We start from the raw sequence: 18,501 nt of genomic DNA, 5'->3' as shown, positions 1-18,501 counted from the left end.
GGGCGATGTCACACCGTGTTCCGTGCCCGTCCGGCTGTCCGGTCCAGCGCATAGGCTGAGCGGATGGCTGACCGCACCGACCCCGCCCCGACCGCGGCGAGCGTGCAGCGCGCGCTGCGCCGGGCGGCCACCGGCCGCGCGCTGGACGTCGCGGAGGCGACCGCACTGCTGGCGGCCCGGGGGGCCGAGCTCGACGAGCTGCTGCGCGTCGCCGGTGAGATCCGCGACGCCGGGTTGCGCGAGGCGGGGCGGCCGGGCGTGGTGACGTACTCGAAGAAGGTCTTCATCCCGCTGACCCGGCTCTGCCGGGACCGCTGCCACTACTGCACCTTCGCCACCGTGCCGCACCGGCTGCCGGCCGCCTTCCTGGAGCAGGACGAGGTGTTGGCGATCGCCCGGCAGGGCGCGGCGCTGGGCTGCAAGGAGGCCCTGTTCACCCTCGGTGACCGGCCGGAGGAGCGCTGGCCGGCGGCCCGCCGGTGGCTGGACGAGCGGGGGTACGACTCCACCCTGGACTACCTGCGCGCCTGCGCCGTGGCGGTGCTGGAGGAGACCGGCCTGCTGCCCCACCTCAACCCCGGCGTGCTCTCCTGGTCGGAGCTGCAACGGCTCAAGCCGGTCGCGCCGAGCATGGGGATGATGCTGGAGACCACCGCGACCCGGCTCTGGTCCGCACCGGGCGGCCCGCACTTCGGCTCGCCGGACAAGGAACCCGCGGTCCGGCTCCGGGTCCTCGACGACGCCGGCCGGGTCGGGGTGCCGTTCACCACCGGCATCCTGATCGGCATCGGGGAGACCCCGGCTGAGCGGGTCGACGCGGTCTTCGCGATCCGCCGGTCGCAGCGGGAGTACGGCCACCTCCAGGAGGTGATCGTGCAGAACTTCCGCGCCAAGCCGGACACCGCGATGCGTGGCATGCCCGACGCCGAGCTGCACGACCTGGCCGCCACGGTTGCGGTGACCCGGCTGCTGCTCGGCCCGAAGGCCCGCATCCAGGCCCCGCCCAACCTGATCGAGGGCGAGTACGACCTGCTGCTGCGGGCCGGCATCGACGACTGGGGCGGGGTGTCGCCGCTGACCCCGGACCACGTCAACCCGGAGCGGCCCTGGCCGCAGCTCGACGAGCTGGCCCGGCACACCGAGAAGTCCGGCTTCACCCTGCGCGAGCGGCTGACGGTCTACCCCGAGTACGTCCGGGCCGGCGACCCCTGGCTCGACCACCGGTTGCTGCCGCACGTCGGCGCGCTGGCCGACCCGGAGACCGGTCTCGCCGTGGAGGCCGCCCGGCCGGTCGGCCGGCCATGGCAGGAGCCCGACGAGACGTACGGCGGGCGGACCGACCTGCACGTCACCATCGACACCACGGGGCGTACCGGGGACCGGCGGGGCGACTTCGACAGCGTCTACGGCGACTGGTCCGAGGTCGCCGGCAAGGTGAGCGCGGGTGTTGCCCCCGGCGGGGGCGACGCCGACGTGCGGGCCGGGATGCGGCTGGCGGCCGACGATCCGGCGGCGCTGCTGGAGCCCCGGCACGCCGACGTGGCGCTGGCGCTCTTCGGCGCGGGCGGCCCGGCGCTGGACGAGCTGTGCCGGCTCGCCGACGACGTTCGGCGGGATGCCGTCGGCGACGACGTCACCTACGTGGTCAACCGCAACATCAACTTCAGCAACGTCTGCTACGTGGGCTGCCGGTTCTGCGCCTTCGCGCAGCGGGAACGGGACGCCGACGCGTTCCGGCTCTCGGTCGAGCAGGTCGCCGACCGGGCCGAGGAGGCCTGGGCGGCCGGTGCCACCGAGGTCTGCCTGCAGGGCGGGATCGACCCGAAGATGCCGGTGACCGGCTACGCCGACCTGGTCCGGGCGATCAAGGCGCGGGTGCCGGGGATGCACGTGCACGCCTTCTCCCCGATGGAGATCGTCACCGCCGCCGCGAAGGCCGGCGTGCCGGTGAAGGAGTGGCTGGCCCGGCTGCGCGAGGCCGGGCTGGACACCATCCCGGGCACCGCCGCGGAGATCCTCGACGACGACGTGCGCTGGGTGCTCACCAAGGGCAAGCTGCCGGCCGCCGCCTGGGTCGAGGTGGTCAGCACGGCCCACGAGCTGGGTATCCGATCCAGTTCCACGATGATGTACGGCCACGTGGACCACCCTGGGCAGTGGCTGGCGCACTTCCGGGTGCTGGCCGGGGTGCAGGACCGTACCGGCGGGTTCACCGAGTTCGTGGCGCTGCCGTTCGTGCACACCAACGCGCCGATCTATCTCGCCGGCATCGCCCGGCCGGGGCCCACCTGGCGGGAGAACCGGGCGGTGCACGCGATGGCCCGGCTGCTGCTGCACGGTCGGATCGACAACATCCAGTGCTCCTGGGTCAAACTGGGCGACGCCGGCACGGTGGCGATGCTGCAGGGCGGCTGCAACGACCTGGGCGGCACGCTGATGGAGGAGACGATCTCCCGGATGGCCGGCTCCGGCAACGGTTCCGCCCGCACCGAGGAGCAGCTGCGGGCGATCGCGGAGGCCGCCGGCCGGCCGGCGCGCAAGCGGACGACCGCGTACGGTCACCACCGCGCATAGCGTCGAACATTTCCCCGGCGCCGGCCGTACCACTGGTCACCGGCGGCGGTTGAGGCGAGGGCCGCTGCCGGCAGCCCTCGCGAGCCACCGCGGGCGCGCACACGCCGCCGCTCACCGGCATCCGGGCCGGCCTCTATACCGTTTGGTGGGACGAGTGGACGCCGGCCGGAGCGGTCTCCGTCGCCGGTGGCGCGGTCGCCGAGTTCGTCTGGCCGACCAGCGCTCCGCCGGGGTGGGCTGATCGCCGCCCGGCGTCCGAGTCATCGCGCCCCGTCCACATCGTGGACGGGGCGCTGTCGGCATGTCCGGCTCGACGGGCAGCCTGCGCCGAACCGCGTTAACCTGTGCCCCACCGAGATCCTGATCTTGGTGGGCTGGTCCACCGGAGCCTCCGCCGGCGTACCCCGGCGGCGTCCACCTCGGCCACGCCACGGCAGAAATCTCGGGCAACTCGCCGGAGAGGGCGTTACTCGTCCGGGGTCTGAATCGATATGGCAGGTTGCGAGGCCGGGCGGCCGAAGTGGTCGCCCGAACGGTGTCGGGAGGGCGACTCCATTATCAAGTTCAGCTTGACGGCGCACGCATTACACGCGTGTAATTTGAATGGGGTTGTTCGCACGGAACACAACAAATGGGGACCGTACGAACAAGCACGCCTTTCGCGTGGGGGGTTGCAGCGGCGGTGACGCCGGTGCGCGACAAGGAGGCATCTGATGGACGGCCAGCTTGAGGTGGCCGACCTGCTCGGAAACGCGCCGGAGTGGCAGGAGCGGGCGCTCTGCTCGCAGACCGATCCGGAAGCGTTCTTTCCTGAGAAGGGCGGCTCGACCCGCGAAGCGAAGCGGATCTGTTCGCGGTGCGAGGTCAAGACGGAATGCCTCGAATACGCTCTCGGTCACGACGAGCGGTTCGGGATCTGGGGCGGGCTCTCCGAACGGGAGCGGCGCAAGCTCAAGCGGCGAGCCGCCTGAGCTGAGGTGGGGCCGGGGCGGTGGGGGCCGCCCGGCTCACGCCCGGGTCGGTGCCGCGGGGGCGGCCCGACCGAGGGGTCGGTCAGGCCAATTCGTCCGGGTCGACCCCGAGCAGGTTCGCCACCTGCTCGATGATCACGTCGTGCACGAGGTCGGCGAGGTCCTCGCGGTCCATCGCCCGGAACTCCAGCGGCCGGCGGTAGAGCACGATCCGTGGCGGCACCTCCTGCCGGCCGGGGCGCCCCGGCAGCAGGCGGGCCAGCGGCACCTCGCCGTCCTCCAGCACGTCGGAGTCGTAGACGTTCAGGTCCGGCGGTACGTCCTCGACGGCGAACTCGACGCCGGCCAGCTCCTTGGCGAAGCGGCGCTCCAGCGACTCGACGGTGTCCAGCACCAGGTCGTCGAAGATCTCGGCCTTCGTCCGGGCCAGCGGGACGGTCGCCGGCACCAGCCGCCCGCGCAGACCGCGACCGTGGCGGTCGCGGTGGGTGCGCCGGCCGGAGCCGGGGCGGCGGTGTTCCGGACTCGTCATGAGGCACAGGGTAGCTCCCGCGCCGGCCTGGCCTGCGGCAGCGCCGCACCTCTGGCGCGGCGGGACGCGGCGGGCGCGAATTGTGATCACCACGACGGGCGTGTCGCACCGCGAACCGGTGCGCCGGACCCGGTAATGGAGATACCCTGCCGCCGTGAGGTCATCACGGCGCTGCTCCCGTAACGGCTGCCCCCGGCAAGCGGTCGCCACGTTGACCTATGTCTACAACGAGTCGACAGCCGTGGTGGGTCCGCTGGCGGCCTTCGCCGAGCCGCACACGTACGACCTGTGCGAGCCGCACGCCCGGAGCCTGACCGCCCCCCGGGGCTGGGACGTGGTCCGGCACGAGGGCAAGTTCGAGCCGCCGCCGCCCACCACCGACGACCTGGTGGCCCTGGCCGAGGCCGTCCGCGAGGCCGCCCGCCCGGTCGCCCCCCGTCCCCCCGCGGACGACCAGGACCAGCAGCAGACCCCCCACACCGGCCGCCGCGGCCACCTCCGCGTGATCCCCCCCACCCACTGACGCGTGAGCCGCCCGGCTTACCCCCGATGATCAACGGGGCGGGGTCGCGGGGGTCAGTGGCCGAGGAGGCGGGAGAAGGCGGCGGCGCGGCGGGAGGGGCGGCCGGAGCGCTGCTCGGCCCGGTCGGCGGAGAACATCAGGCGTAGGCCGGCGTTGACTGCGAGCCAGCGCAGCGGTTCCGGTTCCCACCTGGGGGAGCGGTGGTTGACCCAGGGGAGCGCGGTGAGGTCGCTGTCGACGCCCCGGATCAGGTCGGCGAGGGTACGGCCGGCGAGGTTGCTGGTGCCCACCCCGTCGCCCACGTAGCCGCCCGCCCAGCCGAGGCCGGTGGCGGGGTCCAGCCCCACCGAGGCGGACCAGTCCCGGGCCACCCCCAGCGGGCCGCCCCAGGCATGGCTGACCGGCACCTCGGAGCCGAGGACGGGGAAGAGTTCGCCCAGCACCTGGCGCAGCGCGCGGAAGACCTCTGGCTCCCGGTCGTACGCGGGGGAGACCCGGGAGCCGAAGTGGTAGGGCGCGCCCCGCCCGCCGAAGGCCAGCCGGCCGTCGGCGGTGCGCTGGCCGTAGATGATGACGTGCCGGTGGTCGGAGAACGCCTCCCGCTCGCCCAGCCCGATCCGGGCCCAGGTCTGCTCGGACAGCGGCTCGGTGGCCACCATCAGCGAGTAGACCGGGGCGATGACGCGCCGCTGTCCGGGCAGCCCCGGCGTGTACCCCTCGGTGGCCCGGACCACCACGGGCGCCCGGACCGTGCCGTGCGGGGTGACCGCCGCGCCGGCCCGGATCGCGGTCACCGGGGTGCGTTCGTGCAGGCGTACCCCGCGGCGTTCGACCGCCCGGGCCAGCCCGCGGACCAGCTTCGCCGGGTGCACCACCGCGCAGTGCGGGGTGTACGTCCCGCCGAGGACCCCCTCGGCGGCGCACCGGGCGGACGCCTCGGCGGCGTCGAGCAGCACCAGGTCGTCGGGGTCGAGACCGTGCTCGCGGGCCTCGGCGACGGCGGCCCGGGCCCGGCCGAGCTGGACTTCGGTGCGGGCCAGCACCACCGTCCCGCCCTGGTGCCAGTCGCAGTCGATGCCCTCGGCGGCCACCACCCGGCCGACCTCGCGCACGGTCTCGTGCATGGCACGCTGCATGGCCAGCGCCCGGTCCCGGCCGTATCGGCGGGCCAGCGCGGGCAGCGAGGTGGGGAAGAGCGCCGAGCACCACCCGCCGTTACGCCCCGAGGCGCCGTACCCGGCGATCTCGGCCTCCAGCACGATGATCCGCAGCGACGGGTCGGCGCTCGCGAGGTGGTACGCGGTCCACAGCCCGGTGTAGCCGGCGCCGACGACGACCACGTCGGCGTCGGTGTCGCCGGGCAGCGGCGGGCGCGGGTCCAGCGGATCGTCCACGGTGGACAGCCAGTGAGACAGCAGTTGGTAGCGCATCACCACTCCGGTGGGGGCAGGTCGTGGCGCAGCCGTGGGTCGGGCTGCGGGGTGCCGAGCGTCTCGACGACCGGCACCACTCCGGCCGGTCTAGAGGTCGGGCAGCCGGCGTACCCGGGTGCGGTCGGTGCCCCCGACGGCCTGGGTGCTGGCGGGCCGGCCCCCGGTGTCGCGGGAGCCGGCCCCGTCCAGCCCGGGTCCGCGGGTCAGAGGCGGTTCCATGCCTCGGTCAGCACGGCGCGCAGGATCTGCTCGATCTCGTCGAAGTGCTGCTGCTCGGCGATCAGCGGCGGGGCGAGCTGCACGACGGGGTCGCCGCGGTCGTCGGCGCGACAGTAGAGCCCGGCCTGGAACAGTGCGGTGGAGAGGAACCCGCGCAGCAGCCGCTCCGACTCGGCCTCGTCGAAGGTCTCCCGGGTCGTCTTGTCCTTGACCAGCTCGATGCCGTAAAAGTAGCCGTCGCCCCGGACGTCGCCGACGATGGGCAGGTCGTGCAGCTTCTCCAGGGTGGACCGGAAGGCACCCTCGTTGGCCCGGACGTGCCCGATGAGGTCCTCGCGGGCGAAGACCTCCAGGTTGGCCAGGGCCACCGCGCAGGAGACCGGGTGGCCGCCGAAGGTCACCCCGTGGGCGAACATGCCGGTCTCGGTGAGGAACGGCTCCATCAGCCGCTCACTGGCGATCATCGCGCCGAGCGGGGCGTACCCGGAGGTGATGCCCTTGGCGGTGGTGATGATGTCCGGCTGGTAGCCGTAGCGGACGGCGCCGAAGTACTCACCGAGTCGGCCCCAGGAGCAGATCACCTCGTCGGAGACGAGCAGCACGTCGTACGCGTCGCAGATCTCCCGGACCCGCTCGAAGTACCCGGGCGGCGGCGGGAAGCAGCCGCCGGAGTTCTGTACCGGCTCCAGGAAGACCGCGGCGACGGTGTCCGGCCCCTCCCGCTCGATGGCGCGGCCGATCTCCTCGGCGGCCCAACGGCCGAACGCCTCGGGCGAGTCGCCGTGCTCGGGGGCGCGGTAGAAGTTGGTGTTCGGCACCTTGATGCCGCCGGGCACCAACGGCTCGAAGTCGCTCTTGATGCCGGGCAGGCCGGTGATCGACAGCGCGCCCATCGAGGTGCCGTGGTAGGCGATGTACCGGCTGACCACCTTGTGCTTGTTCGGCTGGCCGGTGCGCTTGAAGTACGCCCGGGCCAGCTTCCACGCCGCCTCGACGGCCTCCGAGCCGCCGGTGGTGAGGAAGACCCGGTTCAGGTCGCCCGGGGCGAGTTCGGCGACCTTCTCCGCCAGCTCGACCGCCTTGGGGTGGGCGTACGACCAGAGCGGGAAGTAGGCCAGCTCGCCGGCCTGCTTGGCCGCCGCCTCGGCCAGCTCGGTACGCCCGTGACCGGCGTTGACGACGAAGAGCCCGGCGAGTCCGTCCAGGTAGCGGCGGCCCTGCGAGTCCCAGACGTACGCGCCCTCGCCGCGCACGATGGTCGGGACCTCGCCGGCGGAGTAGCTGGCCATCCGGGTGAAGTGCATCCAGAGGTGGTCGGTGGCGTTGGCCATGTCAGCCCCATCGGGTCTCGGGCCGGTCAAGGGGTGAAACCGGCCGCTCTGCCCACGGTTATCCCACAGCCCAGTCGCGGAAAGCAAGTGGGATCGGTGGCGTATGGCCGTTATGGCGACGGAATCAGCGTATGACCGGCGGTGATGCAACGGAATCCGAACCCGCGCCTTGCGGCTGGTGGGGCCCGTCCGGGAGCGCAGGTGTCACAGGCTGGGCCCTGTCGAGCTGAATCGTTTGCGACATCAGCTCGAAAGGCGCGTGCACCACAGGGTGGGGCCATCCCGCCAGGACATGCCGGTCCCGTAAGGGATGCCGACACGGAGCGTCGCCAGGGTGCGCCGAGGGGCACCGATTCAGGCCGTGCCCCAGCTGTAGGTCTGCTTGCGCAGCTTGAGGTAGACGAACGCCTCGGTCGCCAGCACCCCGGGGACGGCACGCAGCTTCTGCAGCATCTCCAGCAGGTGGGCGTCGTTGCGGCAGACCACCTCGGCCAGCAGGTCGAACGAGCCGGCGGTGACCACCACGTAGTCGATCTCCTCGAACTCGGCGAGCCGGTCGGCCACCGCCTCCAGGTCCCCGTCGGTGCGCAGACCGATCATGGCCTGCCGGGGGAAGCCGAGCTGGAGTGGGTCGGTGACCGCGACGATCTGCATCACCCCGGCGTCGAGTAGCCGCTGCACCCGCTGCCGTACCGCCGCCTCGGAGAGCCCGACCGCCTTGCCGATGGTCGCGTACGGCCGGCGGCCGTCCTCCTGGAGCTGCTCGATGATCTGCTTCGCCACGTCATCGAGCAGAGCGTGGCTGGATCCTTCACGCACGGTGACGCGCCGCCCGCCGTTGCTGCTCTCCTGCTGCCGGTTCGTCATCGACCGCTCCCCATGTCCATTCCCCGGGCTGAGCCTAATGCCACCGGGCAGTGTGGCGTAATTCGTCGTCTATAGCTATTCCCGCAACGGAATCCCTTGTGGGGTTGGTCACCTCATGTCAGGATCAGTCGTCCCAGGCACCTGACCCTTCCCGCCGGCGCGCCACCCCCGTCCCCGCCGCCGACGGACGACCCCATAGGAGTCGTCACATGCGAACTCCCCTCAAGCCCCTCGCCCGGCGCGGACTGCTCACCGGCACCCTCGGTTCGGCCGCCCTGTTCGCCGCGGGTGGCGCGCTGGCCGGTTGCGGCACCAAGGCCGCCACCCAGACCGAGGAGGGCTGCAAGAGCGAGGACCTCTCCGCCTCGGAGAAGAAGCTGGCCTTCGCCAACTGGCCCCAGTACCTGGACGTCGACGAGAAGGACGAGTCGAAGCGCCCCACACTCGACGCGTTCTTCAAGAAGACCGGCATCCAGGTCACGTACACCGAGGACATCAACGACAACAACGAGTTCTTCGGCAAGGTGCAGAACCAGCTCGCCGCCTGTCAGAGTACCGGCCGTGACCTCATGGTCCTCACCGACTGGATGGCCGCCCGGATGATCCGGCTCGGCTGGATCCAGAAGCTGGACAAGGCGAAGCTCCCGAACGTCGAGGCCAACCTGCTGCCGTCGCTGCGCAACCGTGCCTTCGACTCGGACAACCAGCTCGCCGTCCCGTGGCAGTCCGGCCTGGCCTGCCTCGCCTACAACGCCAGGGTGACCAAGGAGATCCGCACGGTCGACGAGCTGCTCACCCGCCCCGACCTCAAGGGCAAGGTGACCGCGCTGTCCGAGATGCGGGACACCATGGGCCTGTTGCTGCAGTCCAACGGGCACGACCCGTCGAACTTCACCACCGCGCAGTTCGACGACGCGCTCAACAAGCTCAAGAAGGCCGTCGACTCCAAGCAGATCCGCAAGTTCACCGGCAACGACTACGCCCCGGACCTCGCCAAGGGCGACATCGCCGCCTGCATCGCCTGGTCCGGCGACGTGGTCCAGCTCGGCTTCGAGGACGAGAAGATCAAGTTCGTGGCGCCGGAGTCGGGCGTGATGCTCTGGTCGGACAACATGCTGGTGCCGAACAAGGCCACCCACAGGGCCAACGCCGAAGAGATGATCAACTACTACTACGACCCGGCGGTGGCCGCGCAGCTCGCCGCGTACGTCAACTACATCTGCCCCGTCAAGGGCGCGCAGGCCGAGATGGAGAAGATCGACCCGGACCTGGCCCAGAACCCCCTGATCTTCCCGGACGAGGCGATGCTGTCGAAGTCCAAGGCGTTCATGGCCCTGGACGAGAAGCAGGAGAAGGAGTACGAGTCCAAGTTCCAGCAGGTCATCGGGGCGTGATGACGATGGGACACGAGTCACCGGCCGGCGACCTGAGGCTGGCCAACCTCACCAAGCGGTTCGGCATCTTCACCGCGGTGGACGATCTCAGCCTGACCGTCCCGCAGGGCTCGTTCTTCGCCCTGCTCGGGGCGTCCGGCTGCGGCAAGACCACCACCCTGCGGATGATCGCCGGCCTGGAAGAACCGACCAGCGGGCAGGTGCTGCTCGGCGACCGGGACATCGCCCGGCTGCGGCCGTACAAGCGACCGGTGAACACCGTGTTCCAGAGCTACGCGCTCTTCCCGCACCTGGACATCGCGGAGAACGTGGCCTTCGGGCTGCGCCGGCGCGGCATCCGCACGGTGGACGACCAGGTCCAGCGAATGCTGTCGCTGGTGCAGCTCGACGGCTACGGCCGCCGCCGTCCCGCCCAGCTCTCCGGCGGGCAGCAGCAGCGGGTCGCCCTGGCCCGTGCCCTGATCAACCACCCCCAGGTGCTGCTGCTCGACGAGCCGCTGGGCGCGCTCGACCTGAAGCTGCGCCGGCAGATGCAGATCGAGCTGAAACGGATCCAGACCGAGGTCGGAATCACCTTCGTGCACGTCACCCACGACCAGGAGGAGGCCATGACCATGGCCGACACGGTCGCGGTGATGAACGCCGGAAAGATCGAGCAGCTGGGCGCCCCGGCCGACATCTACGAGTTCCCGGCCACCGCGTTCGTGGCGAACTTCCTCGGCCAGTCCAACCTGCTCGCCGCCGAGGCCGCGGGCACCGCTGGCGCCGAGGTGCCGGTCACCGCCCACGGCGCCCGCTTCTCGGTGCCCGCCGACCGTGCCCGCGCCGACCGGGGCGCGGTCTACCTGGGGGTACGCCCGGAGAAGCTGCACCTGGTCGGCGGAGCCGACCAGGTGCCCGGCGGCCACCAGCACCTCGCGGGTGTGGTCACCGACGCCTCCTACGTGGGGGTCAGCACCCAGTACCTGGTCCGGACCGGCTGGGGCAGCGAGATCTCCGCGTTCGCGGCGAACAGCGGCGCCGGCGGCCAGCTGCCGGTCGGCACCCCGGTGGTGGCGCACTGGGACCCCCGGCACGCCTTCCTGCTGCCCCGCGAGCCGGGCCAGGAGGACAGCACGGCCCCGCTGCTCGACGAACCGGTCGGGGCGACTTCATGAGCGCTCTGGCTCACGTGCCCACCCCGTCGGGGCAGTCGGCCGGCGCGCCGCCGCCCCGGCGGGGGCGGCACCGGCTGCTGCCGTACCTGCTGCTGCTGCCCGGCGCGGGCTGGCTGCTGGTCTTCTTCGGCCTGCCGCTGCTGCAACTCGCCGCGGCCAGCCTCTACGACCCCGGCGGCTCGCTCTCCACCGGGTACGCGCTGACCTGGGCGTTCGGCAACTACCCGGACGCGTTGCAGGCGTACTGGTCGCATTTCGTCCGCTCCTTCCTCTACGCCGGGATCGCGCTGGTGCTGGCCCTGCTGATGGGCTACCCGCTGGCGTACGCGATCGCGCAGAAGGCCGGCCGGTGGAAGAACCTGCTGCTGGTCTGCGTGGTCGCCCCCATGTTCACCAGCTTCCTGGTGCGCACCCTGGCCTGGAAGACCATCCTGTCGGACAACGGCGCTCTGGTCGGGCTGCTGCGCGACGTGCACCTGCTCGGCCCCGACGGCCGGCTGCTCGCCACCCCGGTGGCGGTGATCCTCGGCCTGACGTACAACTTCCTGCCGTTTCTGGTGCTGCCGCTGTACGCGAGCCTGGAGCGGCTGGACCACCGGCTGCTGGAGGCGGCGAGCGACCTGTACGCCAGCGGAGTGCAGGCGTTCCGCCGGATCACCCTGCCGCTGTCGATGCCCGGCCTGATCGCCGGCACGCTGCTCTTCTTCATCCCGGCCACCGGCGACTACATCAACGCGGAACTGCTCGGCACCCCGAACGAGTACATGATCGGCAATGTCATCGACTCGGCGTTCCTGGTCCGGCTGGACTACCCGCAGGGCGCGGCGCTGTCGTTCCTGCTGATGGCGGCGATCCTCGCGGTGGTCTTCGTCTATCTGCGCCGCGGCGGCACGGAGGAGGTGCTGTGAAGCTGTCCCGTTGGCTGGCCGACCGCTGGGTGATGGGCGTGGCCCTGCTGGTGCTCGGCTATCTCTCCCTGCCGATCCTGGTGGTGGCCGGGCTCTCCTTCAACCGCCCGTCCAGCCGGCTGTCGTACGACTTCCACGAGTTCACCCTGGACAACTGGCGGCAGCCCTGCGCCACCTCCGACATGTGCGATGCGGTGGTCCGCAGCGTGCAGATCGGCTTCATCGCCACCGTCGTCGCCACCGTCATCGGCACCCTGATGGCGTTCGCCCTGGTCCGGCACCGGTTCCGTGGTCGTGCCGGGATCAACCTGCTGATCTTCCTGCCGATGGCCACGCCGGAGCTGGTGATGGGCACCTCGCTGCTCGCCCTCTTCGTCGCCGCCGGGGTGCCGCAGGGCTTCTGGACCATCGTCATCGCCCACATCATGTTCTGCGTGTCGTTCGTGGTGGTGACGGTCAAGGCGCGGCTGGCCGGGATGGACCGGCGGCTGGAGGAGGCCGCGATGGACCTCTACGCCAGCGAGTGGCAGACCTTCCGGCGGATCACCCTGCCGCTGGTGCTGCCCGGCATCGTGGCCGCCGCGCTGCTCGCCTTCTCGCTCAGCTTCGACGACTTCATCATCACGAACTTCAACGCCGGCACCACCGTCACCTTCCCGATGTACGTCTGGGGCGCCGCCCAGCGGGGCATCCCGCCGCAGGTCAATGTGATCGGCACGGCGATGTTCGTGATCGCGCTGCTGCTGGTGGGGGCCGGCTCGCTGCGCGGGCGGCGGGCCCGGCGCGCCGACCTCGCGGTCGCCTCGGCGGCCGGCCGGCGGGCGAAGAGCCCGTCATGACCCTCCCGCATACCGGCCGGGCGCTCGCCGAGGCGGCGCCCGTGCCCTACTGGCTCGACCGCCCGGAACGGCCCGACCCGCTGCCGCCGCTGCACGGTACGCACACCGCCGACCTGCTGGTCGTCGGCGGCGGCTACAGCGGCCTGTGGGCGGCGCTGCTCGCCAAGCGGGACGATCCCGCGCGGGACGTGCTGCTGGTCGAGGCGGGCACCTGCGGCTGGGCGGCGTCCGGGCGCAACGGCGGGTTCTGCGCCGCCTCGCTGACCCACGGGCTGGCCAACGGCGTGGACCGCTTCCCTGGCGAGATCGACCAGTTGGAGTGGCTGGGCCGGCAGAACCTGAACGACATCGCCGCGACCGTCGAGGCGTACGGGATCGACTGCGACTTCGAACGCACCGGCGAGCTCGCGGTGGCGGTCGAGCCGTACCAGCTCGCCGGGCTCGCCTCCGACGCCGAGCTGGCCCGCCGGTACGGCCACGACGTGCGGCTGCTCGACGCCGACGAGGTCCGCGCCGAGGTGGACTCGCCGACGTACCTCGGCGGGATGTGGGACCGGGACCGGGTGGCCATGCTGGACCCGGCGAAGCTGGCCTGGGGCCTGCGCCGGGCCTGCCTCGACGAGGGGGTGCGGATCCACGAGCACACCCGGGTGACCGGCCTGCGCCGCGACGGCGCCGCGCTGCGGGCGGCGACGGCCGGCGGGCGGGACGCGGCACCGGGGGCGGTGCGGGCCCGGCAGGTGGTGCTCGCCACCAACGCCTTCCCGCCGCTGCTGCGCCGGTTGCGCGCCTGGCTCGTGCCGGTCTACGACTACGCCCTGATGACCGAGCCGCTGACCCCGGCGCAGCGGGACGCGGTCGGCTGGCGCAACCGGCAGGGGCTGGCCGACACCGGCAACCAGTTCCACTACTACCGGATCACCGGTGACGGGCGGATCCTCTTCGGCGGCTACGACGCGGTCTACCACTACGGCAACCGGGTCGCCCCGGAGCTGGAGCAGCGGCCGGCCACCTTCACCGCCCTCGCCGAGCACTTCTTCACGACGTTCCCCCAGCTGGAGGGGCTGCGCTTCAGCCACCGCTGGGGTGGGGTGATCGACACCTGCACCCGGTTCTGCCCGTTCTTCGGCACCGCGTACGACGGTCGGTTGGCGTACGCGGCCGGCTTCACCGGGCTCGGCGTCGGCGCGACCCGGTTCGGTGCGCGGGTGATGCTCGACCTGCTGAGCGGCGAGGAAACCCCGCTGACCCGGCTCGACCTGGTCCGCAGCACGCCGCTGCCGTTCCCGCCGGAACCCGTCCGGGCCGCCGGCATCAACCTGACCCGCTGGTCGCTCGCCCGCGCCGACGCGCGCGAGGGCCGGCGCGACCTCTGGCTCCGTACTCTCGATCGTCTTGGTTTGGGGTTTGATTCCTGATGCGCATCCTGCTCGTCGGCGCCGGTGGCGTCGGCTCCGCCGCTGTCGCCATCGCCGCCCGCCGTTCCTTCTTCGAGACCATGGTCGTCGCCGACTACGACCCCGGCCGCGCCGAGCGTGCCGTGGCCGGGCACGGTGACCGGTTCGTCGCCACCAAGGTCGACGCCTCCTCCGCCGACGCGGTCACCGCGCTGTGCCGGGAGCACCGGATCACCCACGTGCTCAACGCGGTCGACCCGCGTTTCGTCATGCCGATCTTCGACGGCGCCTTCGCCGCCGGGGCCGACTACCTCGACATGGCCATGTCGCTGTCCCACCCGCACCCGTCGCGACCCTACGCCGAGACCGGGGTGAAGCTCGGCGACGACCAGTTCGCCGCGGCCGACCGGTGGGAGGCGGCCGGCCGGCTGGCGCTCTGCGGCATCGGCATCGAGCCCGGCCTGTCGGACGTCTTCGCCCGCTACGCCGCCGACGAACTGTTCGACGAGATCGACGAGATCGGCGTACGCGACGGCGCGAACCTCACCGTCGACGGCTACGACTTCGCGCCGTCGTTCTCCATCTGGACCACCATCGAGGAGTGCCTCAACCCGCCGGTGATCTGGGACGCCGACCGGGGCTGGTTCACCACCGAGCCGTTCAGCGAGCCGGAGGTCTTCGACTTCCCCGAGGGGATCGGCCCGGTCGAGTGCGTCAACGTCGAGCACGAGGAGGTGCTGCTCATCCCGCGTTGGGTCAAGGCGAAGCGGGTCACCTTCAAGTACGGCCTCGGCGACGAGTTCATCCAGGTGCTCAAGAGCCTGCACAAGGTGGGCCTGGACTCCACCGCCAAGGTCAAGGTCGGCGGGGTCGAGGTGTCGCCCCGGGACGTGGTGGCGGCCAGCCTGCCCGACCCGGCCACCCTGGGCGATCGGATGCGCGGCAAGACCTGCGCCGGCACCTGGGTCACCGGCACCGGCAAGGACGGGCGGCCGCGCGAGGTTTACCTCTACCACGTGGTCGACAACGAGTGGTCCATGCGGGAGTACGGCCACCAGGCCGTCGTCTGGCAGACCGCGGTCAACCCGGTGGTGGCCCTGGAACTGCTCGCCACCGGCGCCTGGTCCGGCACCGGGGTGATCGGCCCGGAGGCGCTGCCGCCCCGCCCCTTCCTCGACCTGCTCACCGGGTACGGCTCGCCGTGGGGTGTCCAGGAGCGATGAACCGCTACGGCCCGATGTACGGCCCCGACGTGACCTTCCTCGGGGTGGACCGCTGCTCGCTGGCGGAGCCCTCGTCGTTCGCCGACGCGGACGTCGTCATCGTGGGGGCGCCCTTCGACGGGGGGACCTCGCACCGGCCGGGCACCCGGTTCGGCCCGTCCGCCATCCGGCAGGCCTGCTACCTGCCGCACGACGGCTCCCGCCCGTCCCTGGCGATGCGCGTCGACGGGCTGCGCGACCTGCGCGTCTACGACGCCGGCGACGTGGAGATGTTCTCCGGCGACATCGAGCGGTCGCTGGCCTCGCTGGAGGCGGCCGTGTATGCCGTCGCCTCCGCCGGCGCGATCCCGATCGTGCTCGGCGGGGACCACTCCATCGCCCTGCCCGACGCCACCGGGGTGGCCCGGCAGCACGGGCTCGGCCGGGTGTCGCTGGTGCACTTCGACGCGCACGCCGACACCGGGCACATCGAGTTCGGCTCGCTGCACGGGCACGGCCAGCCGATGCGCCGGCTCATCGAGTCCGGCGCGGTACGCGGCGACCGCTTCCTCCAGATCGGCCTGCGCGGCTACTGGCCCGACCCGCCGACCCTGGCGTGGATGGCCGCGCAGCGGATGCGCTCCTACGAGATGACCGAGCTGGTTTCTCGTGGGCTCGACACCTGCCTCACCGAAGCCTTCGCGATCGCCACCGACGAGTGCGAGGGGGTGTTCCTCTCCGTCGACGTGGACGTGGTCGACCCGGGCATGGCGCCGGGCACCGGCACCCCGGAGCCGGGCGGCCTGACCTCGCGGCAACTGCTCGATGCGGTCCGCCGGGTCTGCTACGAGCTGCCCGTCGTCGGGGTGGACGTGGTCGAGGTCGCCCCGCCGTACGACCACGCCGACATCACCGCGTACCTCGGCAACCGGGTGGTCCTGGAGGCGCTGTCGGCCATCGCCCGGCGGCGCCGCGACGCCGCCGGTGGCCCGCCCTGGGACCCGACCCAGCCCCTCCTCGACGCCCGCTGACCGGTCCTCCCGCTCGCACGGGGCGCCGGATCTCGGCCGGGTGAGGCGATAATCGGCCGACGACCGAGAGACTCGCCGAACAGAGCCGTCAGCGGACGCAGTACCCGGCCGTGGCGGCTTGACGAGTGGTTACGCGATGAGCAGGAGCACGCTGATCGCCAGCATCACCACTGCAGTAGCGCCGTGGATGCCGTAGACGGCCGCCTTGGGCCCACCGCTGCGCTTCACGATCAGCGCGTCGCCGACGGGAATGACGGTGGCGGCCAGCATGAACCAGCCCAGCAGGTGGGTTGTCCCGCCGGCCAGCAGGATGAAGATGAAGAGCCCTGAGGCTATGTCACGCACGGCCTTGACGGACAGCCATGCCTGAAAGTTGCGGTCCTCGGTCGGTGTGTCGGGGATGCCGAAGCCGACCGCGGCCTGCGGCGCCCAGAAGGCGCGGGCACCCATGAAGATGATGCCCGCGCCGATCAGTCCGGCGAGCACAGTGGCGACGTTGCTGAGCATGGGTTGCTTCCCCTTCGGTAGCAGCGCCCCCGATGTTCCTAGCGGCGCTAGTTGTCGTAGCGATCATAAACCTACCCCCGACAGGATGTCTAGCGTTGCTATGATGTCGCCATGTCCGCCATCACCGAACGTCGCGAACGCGAACGCGCCCAACGCCATCAGCTGATCATCACGGCCGCCCGCGAACTGGCCGAGGCCGAAGGGTGGGAGGCAGTGACAACGCGAAGGCTGGCCGAGCGCGTCGAGTACAGCCAGCCCGTGCTCTATAGCCACTTCAGCGGGAAGGACGCCATCATGCGCGCCGTTGCCATCGAAGGCTTCGGTGAACTCGCGGCCCGCCTGCGCCGTGTCCGGCTGGCCACCCCCGAACCGCCCCAGGCACTGCACGCCGTCTGCCGCGCCTACCTGGAGTTCGCGACCGAACGGCCCGCCCTCTACCAGGCCATGTTCATCCTGCCGACCGATGTGAAGTTTGCGCACGCCGAGACGCCGCCCCCACTGCGCGCCGCTTTCGACGAGTTCGTGAGCTGCTTCCGCTCGGACAATCAGCGACGCGAACTGTTCGCCGAAGTCACCTGGAGCGCGTTGCACGGCATAGCCGCTCTGACGGAGAGCGGCCGCATCCCCCCGAACGGCCAAACGGAGCGGCTCGACTTCCTCGTCACCCAGATCGCTGGCACACCAAGTGGACCGGCCGCGCTGCGAGGGCAGTTGAAAGGCCAAGGATCTGAGCCGAGCCACTAGAACCGCCTCGTGCCAGACACCCATTGGGGCGACGGCAAACGCCGCCTCGCCAGCACCTGGGCATGGACCCAACTCACCCACGGCGACCACACCGCTGGCGCCCTGATTGGCGACCCTGCGTCAGGGGTTGAGCTATCCGTCGACCGCGGAGCCGGCCATCAGATAGGCGTGCAGCTGCGCCGCTCCGGCCAGCATCGCGCAGCCACGCCGGGTCAGCCGCCCCCGCCAGTCAGCGAGGGTGGCTTCGAGGGGTTCGACGCCACCGGCCGTGCGTACCTGGTCGAGCAGGAGCGCGATCCGGGGTAGGGGATAGCCGCCACGGCGCAGTTGATGGGCGAGCTGCGCGTCGCGGATGTCGGCGGCCGAGTACACCCGGTAGCCGGTCGTGCGGTCCCGGCGGGGCTCCAGCAGGCCGGCCCGCTCCCACTTGCGCAGGGTCGCCGGGCGTACGCCCAATCGCCGGGCCAGCGGGCCGACGAAGCTGGCGCGGGTGGCCGGTTCGGGGTCGGCCAGGTCGCGCAGCGCGTGCTCGACGGCGGTCAGCGTCTGCCGATCCTGCCGCAGCTGGGCGTGCCCAGCGTCGATCAGCTCCAGCGCCCGGTCGACGTCGCCGGCATTCACCGCCTGCAGGATGGCGGTCGCAGTGGCGTGCCCGAAGCCGGGCACCAGCGCGAGAAAGGCCCGCAACGCCTGTGCGTGCCCGGCCGAGTAGGCCCGGTAGCCGTGCGGCGAGCGCCGGGCGGGGGGCAGGATTCCGGCGTCCTCGTAGTTGCGGACAGCCTGGGTCGACAGGCCGTGTTCGCGCGCGAGGTCGACCGGGCGGAGCTGGGCTGAACTCACGGTTTGAAGCTTACTCGCCCCGTAACCGCGTA

Annotated in this window: 18 protein-coding genes; 11 read left to right on the top strand and 7 right to left on the bottom strand. The window is 71.7% G+C overall.

Annotation, left to right across the window (positions count from 1 at the left end; all coding sequences use genetic code 11):
• Nucleotides 1-63: 63 nt before the first annotated feature.
• Both ABZ807_RS03605 and ABZ807_RS03600 read left to right on the top strand, forming a co-directional pair.
• Nucleotides 64-2,574, top strand: coding sequence for a bifunctional FO biosynthesis protein CofGH (locus ABZ807_RS03605; protein ID WP_357152337.1), 2,511 nt, complete (start codon nucleotides 64-66; stop codon nucleotides 2,572-2,574).
• Nucleotides 2,575-3,287: 713 nt separating this feature from the next.
• The gene (locus ABZ807_RS03600; protein ID WP_007455784.1) at nucleotides 3,288-3,545 is read left to right on the top strand and encodes a WhiB family transcriptional regulator; all 258 of its coding nucleotides are present in this window, start codon (nucleotides 3,288-3,290) and stop codon (nucleotides 3,543-3,545) included.
• Between the two features lie 82 nt (nucleotides 3,546-3,627).
• On the opposite strand, the gene ABZ807_RS03595 is transcribed toward ABZ807_RS03600, so the two are convergent.
• Nucleotides 3,628-4,077 (bottom strand): metallopeptidase family protein, encoded by a 450-nt coding sequence (locus ABZ807_RS03595; protein ID WP_357152334.1) that lies wholly within the window; start codon nucleotides 4,075-4,077, stop codon nucleotides 3,628-3,630.
• A gap of 154 nt (nucleotides 4,078-4,231) precedes the next feature.
• On the opposite strand from ABZ807_RS03595, the gene ABZ807_RS03590 reads away from it, so the two are divergent.
• Nucleotides 4,232-4,600 carry a DUF3499 domain-containing protein gene (locus ABZ807_RS03590; RefSeq protein WP_357152331.1) on the top strand — a complete coding sequence of 123 codons (369 nt, stop codon included), beginning with the start codon at nucleotides 4,232-4,234 and terminating at the stop codon, nucleotides 4,598-4,600.
• Between the two features lie 53 nt (nucleotides 4,601-4,653).
• On the opposite strand, the gene ABZ807_RS03585 is transcribed toward ABZ807_RS03590, so the two are convergent.
• The 4 genes from ABZ807_RS03585 to ABZ807_RS03570 all read right to left on the bottom strand — a co-directional run bounded on the left by ABZ807_RS03585 (nucleotide 4,654) and on the right by ABZ807_RS03570 (nucleotide 8,450).
• The gene (locus ABZ807_RS03585) at nucleotides 4,654-6,030 is read right to left on the bottom strand and encodes an FAD-dependent oxidoreductase (RefSeq protein WP_357152328.1); all 1,377 of its coding nucleotides are present in this window, start codon (nucleotides 6,028-6,030) and stop codon (nucleotides 4,654-4,656) included.
• A 90-nt stretch (nucleotides 6,031-6,120) separates the two neighbouring features.
• A complete protein-coding gene (locus ABZ807_RS03580) occupies nucleotides 6,121-6,252 on the bottom strand; it encodes a hypothetical protein (RefSeq protein ID WP_357152325.1) in 132 nt (43 codons plus the stop codon).
• Nucleotides 6,237-7,583 carry an aspartate aminotransferase family protein gene (locus ABZ807_RS03575; RefSeq protein ID WP_357152322.1) on the bottom strand — a complete coding sequence of 449 codons (1,347 nt, stop codon included), beginning with the start codon at nucleotides 7,581-7,583 and terminating at the stop codon, nucleotides 6,237-6,239. Before ABZ807_RS03575 ends, ABZ807_RS03580 begins: the two co-directional genes overlap by 16 nt.
• A 354-nt stretch (nucleotides 7,584-7,937) precedes the next feature.
• A complete protein-coding gene (locus tag ABZ807_RS03570) occupies nucleotides 7,938-8,450 on the bottom strand; it encodes an Lrp/AsnC family transcriptional regulator (RefSeq protein ID WP_357152320.1) in 513 nt (170 codons plus the stop codon).
• A gap of 209 nt (nucleotides 8,451-8,659) precedes the next feature.
• Between ABZ807_RS03570 and ABZ807_RS03565 the strand changes: the two genes are divergently transcribed.
• Genes ABZ807_RS03565 through speB form a run of 7 tightly spaced genes read left to right on the top strand, consistent with a single transcriptional unit; the run spans nucleotide 8,660 to nucleotide 16,378 of the window.
• Nucleotides 8,660-9,844 carry a spermidine/putrescine ABC transporter substrate-binding protein gene (locus ABZ807_RS03565; RefSeq protein ID WP_357152317.1) on the top strand — a complete coding sequence of 395 codons (1,185 nt, stop codon included), beginning with the start codon at nucleotides 8,660-8,662 and terminating at the stop codon, nucleotides 9,842-9,844.
• Nucleotides 9,844-11,001 (top strand): ABC transporter ATP-binding protein, encoded by a 1,158-nt coding sequence (locus ABZ807_RS03560; RefSeq protein WP_357152314.1) that lies wholly within the window; start codon nucleotides 9,844-9,846, stop codon nucleotides 10,999-11,001. The genes ABZ807_RS03565 and ABZ807_RS03560 overlap by 1 nt, the downstream gene beginning before the upstream one ends.
• Nucleotides 10,998-11,909 (top strand): ABC transporter permease, encoded by a 912-nt coding sequence (locus ABZ807_RS03555; RefSeq protein WP_357152311.1) that lies wholly within the window; start codon nucleotides 10,998-11,000, stop codon nucleotides 11,907-11,909. Before ABZ807_RS03560 ends, ABZ807_RS03555 begins: the two co-directional genes overlap by 4 nt.
• Entirely contained in the window at nucleotides 11,906-12,748 is an 843-nt protein-coding gene (locus ABZ807_RS03550) for an ABC transporter permease (RefSeq protein ID WP_357152308.1), read from the top strand. Before ABZ807_RS03555 ends, ABZ807_RS03550 begins: the two co-directional genes overlap by 4 nt.
• Nucleotides 12,745-14,166, top strand: a complete 1,422-nt coding sequence (locus ABZ807_RS03545; protein WP_357152306.1) for an FAD-dependent oxidoreductase — start codon at nucleotides 12,745-12,747, stop codon at nucleotides 14,164-14,166. The genes ABZ807_RS03550 and ABZ807_RS03545 overlap by 4 nt, the downstream gene beginning before the upstream one ends.
• Entirely contained in the window at nucleotides 14,166-15,368 is a 1,203-nt protein-coding gene (locus tag ABZ807_RS03540; protein ID WP_357152303.1) for a saccharopine dehydrogenase C-terminal domain-containing protein, read from the top strand. Before ABZ807_RS03545 ends, ABZ807_RS03540 begins: the two co-directional genes overlap by 1 nt.
• Nucleotides 15,365-16,378, top strand: coding sequence for an agmatinase (gene speB / locus ABZ807_RS03535; protein WP_357152300.1), 1,014 nt, complete (start codon nucleotides 15,365-15,367; stop codon nucleotides 16,376-16,378). The genes ABZ807_RS03540 and speB overlap by 4 nt, the downstream gene beginning before the upstream one ends.
• Nucleotides 16,379-16,507: 129 nt before the next feature.
• Here the strand turns inward: speB and ABZ807_RS03530 are convergent, their stop codons facing one another.
• Nucleotides 16,508-16,885, bottom strand: a complete 378-nt coding sequence (locus tag ABZ807_RS03530) for a DUF4267 domain-containing protein (RefSeq protein WP_357152298.1) — start codon at nucleotides 16,883-16,885, stop codon at nucleotides 16,508-16,510.
• Between the two features lie 111 nt (nucleotides 16,886-16,996).
• Here ABZ807_RS03530 and ABZ807_RS03525 point away from each other — a divergent pair, with 111 nt between their 5' ends.
• A complete protein-coding gene (locus ABZ807_RS03525; protein ID WP_357152295.1) occupies nucleotides 16,997-17,629 on the top strand; it encodes a TetR/AcrR family transcriptional regulator in 633 nt (210 codons plus the stop codon).
• Between the two features lie 132 nt (nucleotides 17,630-17,761).
• Here ABZ807_RS03525 and ABZ807_RS03520 read toward each other — a convergent pair whose 3' ends face one another.
• Complete coding sequence (locus ABZ807_RS03520) at nucleotides 17,762-18,469, bottom strand: TioE family transcriptional regulator (protein ID WP_357152292.1); 708 nt, start codon at nucleotides 18,467-18,469, stop codon at nucleotides 17,762-17,764.
• Nucleotides 18,470-18,501 lie beyond the last annotated feature (32 nt).

The organism is Micromonospora sp. NPDC047548, assembly GCF_040642975.1.
Lineage (GTDB): Bacteria > Actinomycetota > Actinomycetes > Mycobacteriales > Micromonosporaceae > Micromonospora.
This window is presented reverse-complemented; position numbering and strand designations above follow the sequence as displayed.

Bases quoted from the DNA above. Each gene is read 5' to 3' on its own strand.
- ABZ807_RS03605 (WP_357152337.1), top strand. From the start codon at position 64: ATGGCTGACCGCACCGACCCCGCCCCGACCGCGGCGAGCGTGCAGCGC.
- ABZ807_RS03600 (WP_007455784.1), top strand. From the start codon at position 3,288: ATGGACGGCCAGCTTGAGGTGGCCGACCTGCTCGGAAACGCGCCGGAG.
- ABZ807_RS03595 (WP_357152334.1), bottom strand. From the start codon at position 4,077: ATGACGAGTCCGGAACACCGCCGCCCCGGCTCCGGCCGGCGCACCCAC.
- ABZ807_RS03585 (WP_357152328.1), bottom strand. From the start codon at position 6,030: ATGCGCTACCAACTGCTGTCTCACTGGCTGTCCACCGTGGACGATCCG.
- ABZ807_RS03580 (WP_357152325.1), bottom strand. From the start codon at position 6,252: ATGGAACCGCCTCTGACCCGCGGACCCGGGCTGGACGGGGCCGGCTCC.
- ABZ807_RS03575 (WP_357152322.1), bottom strand. From the start codon at position 7,583: ATGGCCAACGCCACCGACCACCTCTGGATGCACTTCACCCGGATGGCC.
- ABZ807_RS03570 (WP_357152320.1), bottom strand. From the start codon at position 8,450: ATGACGAACCGGCAGCAGGAGAGCAGCAACGGCGGGCGGCGCGTCACC.
- ABZ807_RS03565 (WP_357152317.1), top strand. From the start codon at position 8,660: ATGCGAACTCCCCTCAAGCCCCTCGCCCGGCGCGGACTGCTCACCGGC.
- ABZ807_RS03560 (WP_357152314.1), top strand. From the start codon at position 9,844: ATGACGATGGGACACGAGTCACCGGCCGGCGACCTGAGGCTGGCCAAC.
- ABZ807_RS03555 (WP_357152311.1), top strand. From the start codon at position 10,998: ATGAGCGCTCTGGCTCACGTGCCCACCCCGTCGGGGCAGTCGGCCGGC.
- ABZ807_RS03545 (WP_357152306.1), top strand. From the start codon at position 12,745: ATGACCCTCCCGCATACCGGCCGGGCGCTCGCCGAGGCGGCGCCCGTG.
- ABZ807_RS03540 (WP_357152303.1), top strand. From the start codon at position 14,166: ATGCGCATCCTGCTCGTCGGCGCCGGTGGCGTCGGCTCCGCCGCTGTC.
- speB (WP_357152300.1), top strand. From the start codon at position 15,365: ATGAACCGCTACGGCCCGATGTACGGCCCCGACGTGACCTTCCTCGGG.
- ABZ807_RS03530 (WP_357152298.1), bottom strand. From the start codon at position 16,885: ATGCTCAGCAACGTCGCCACTGTGCTCGCCGGACTGATCGGCGCGGGC.
- ABZ807_RS03525 (WP_357152295.1), top strand. From the start codon at position 16,997: ATGTCCGCCATCACCGAACGTCGCGAACGCGAACGCGCCCAACGCCAT.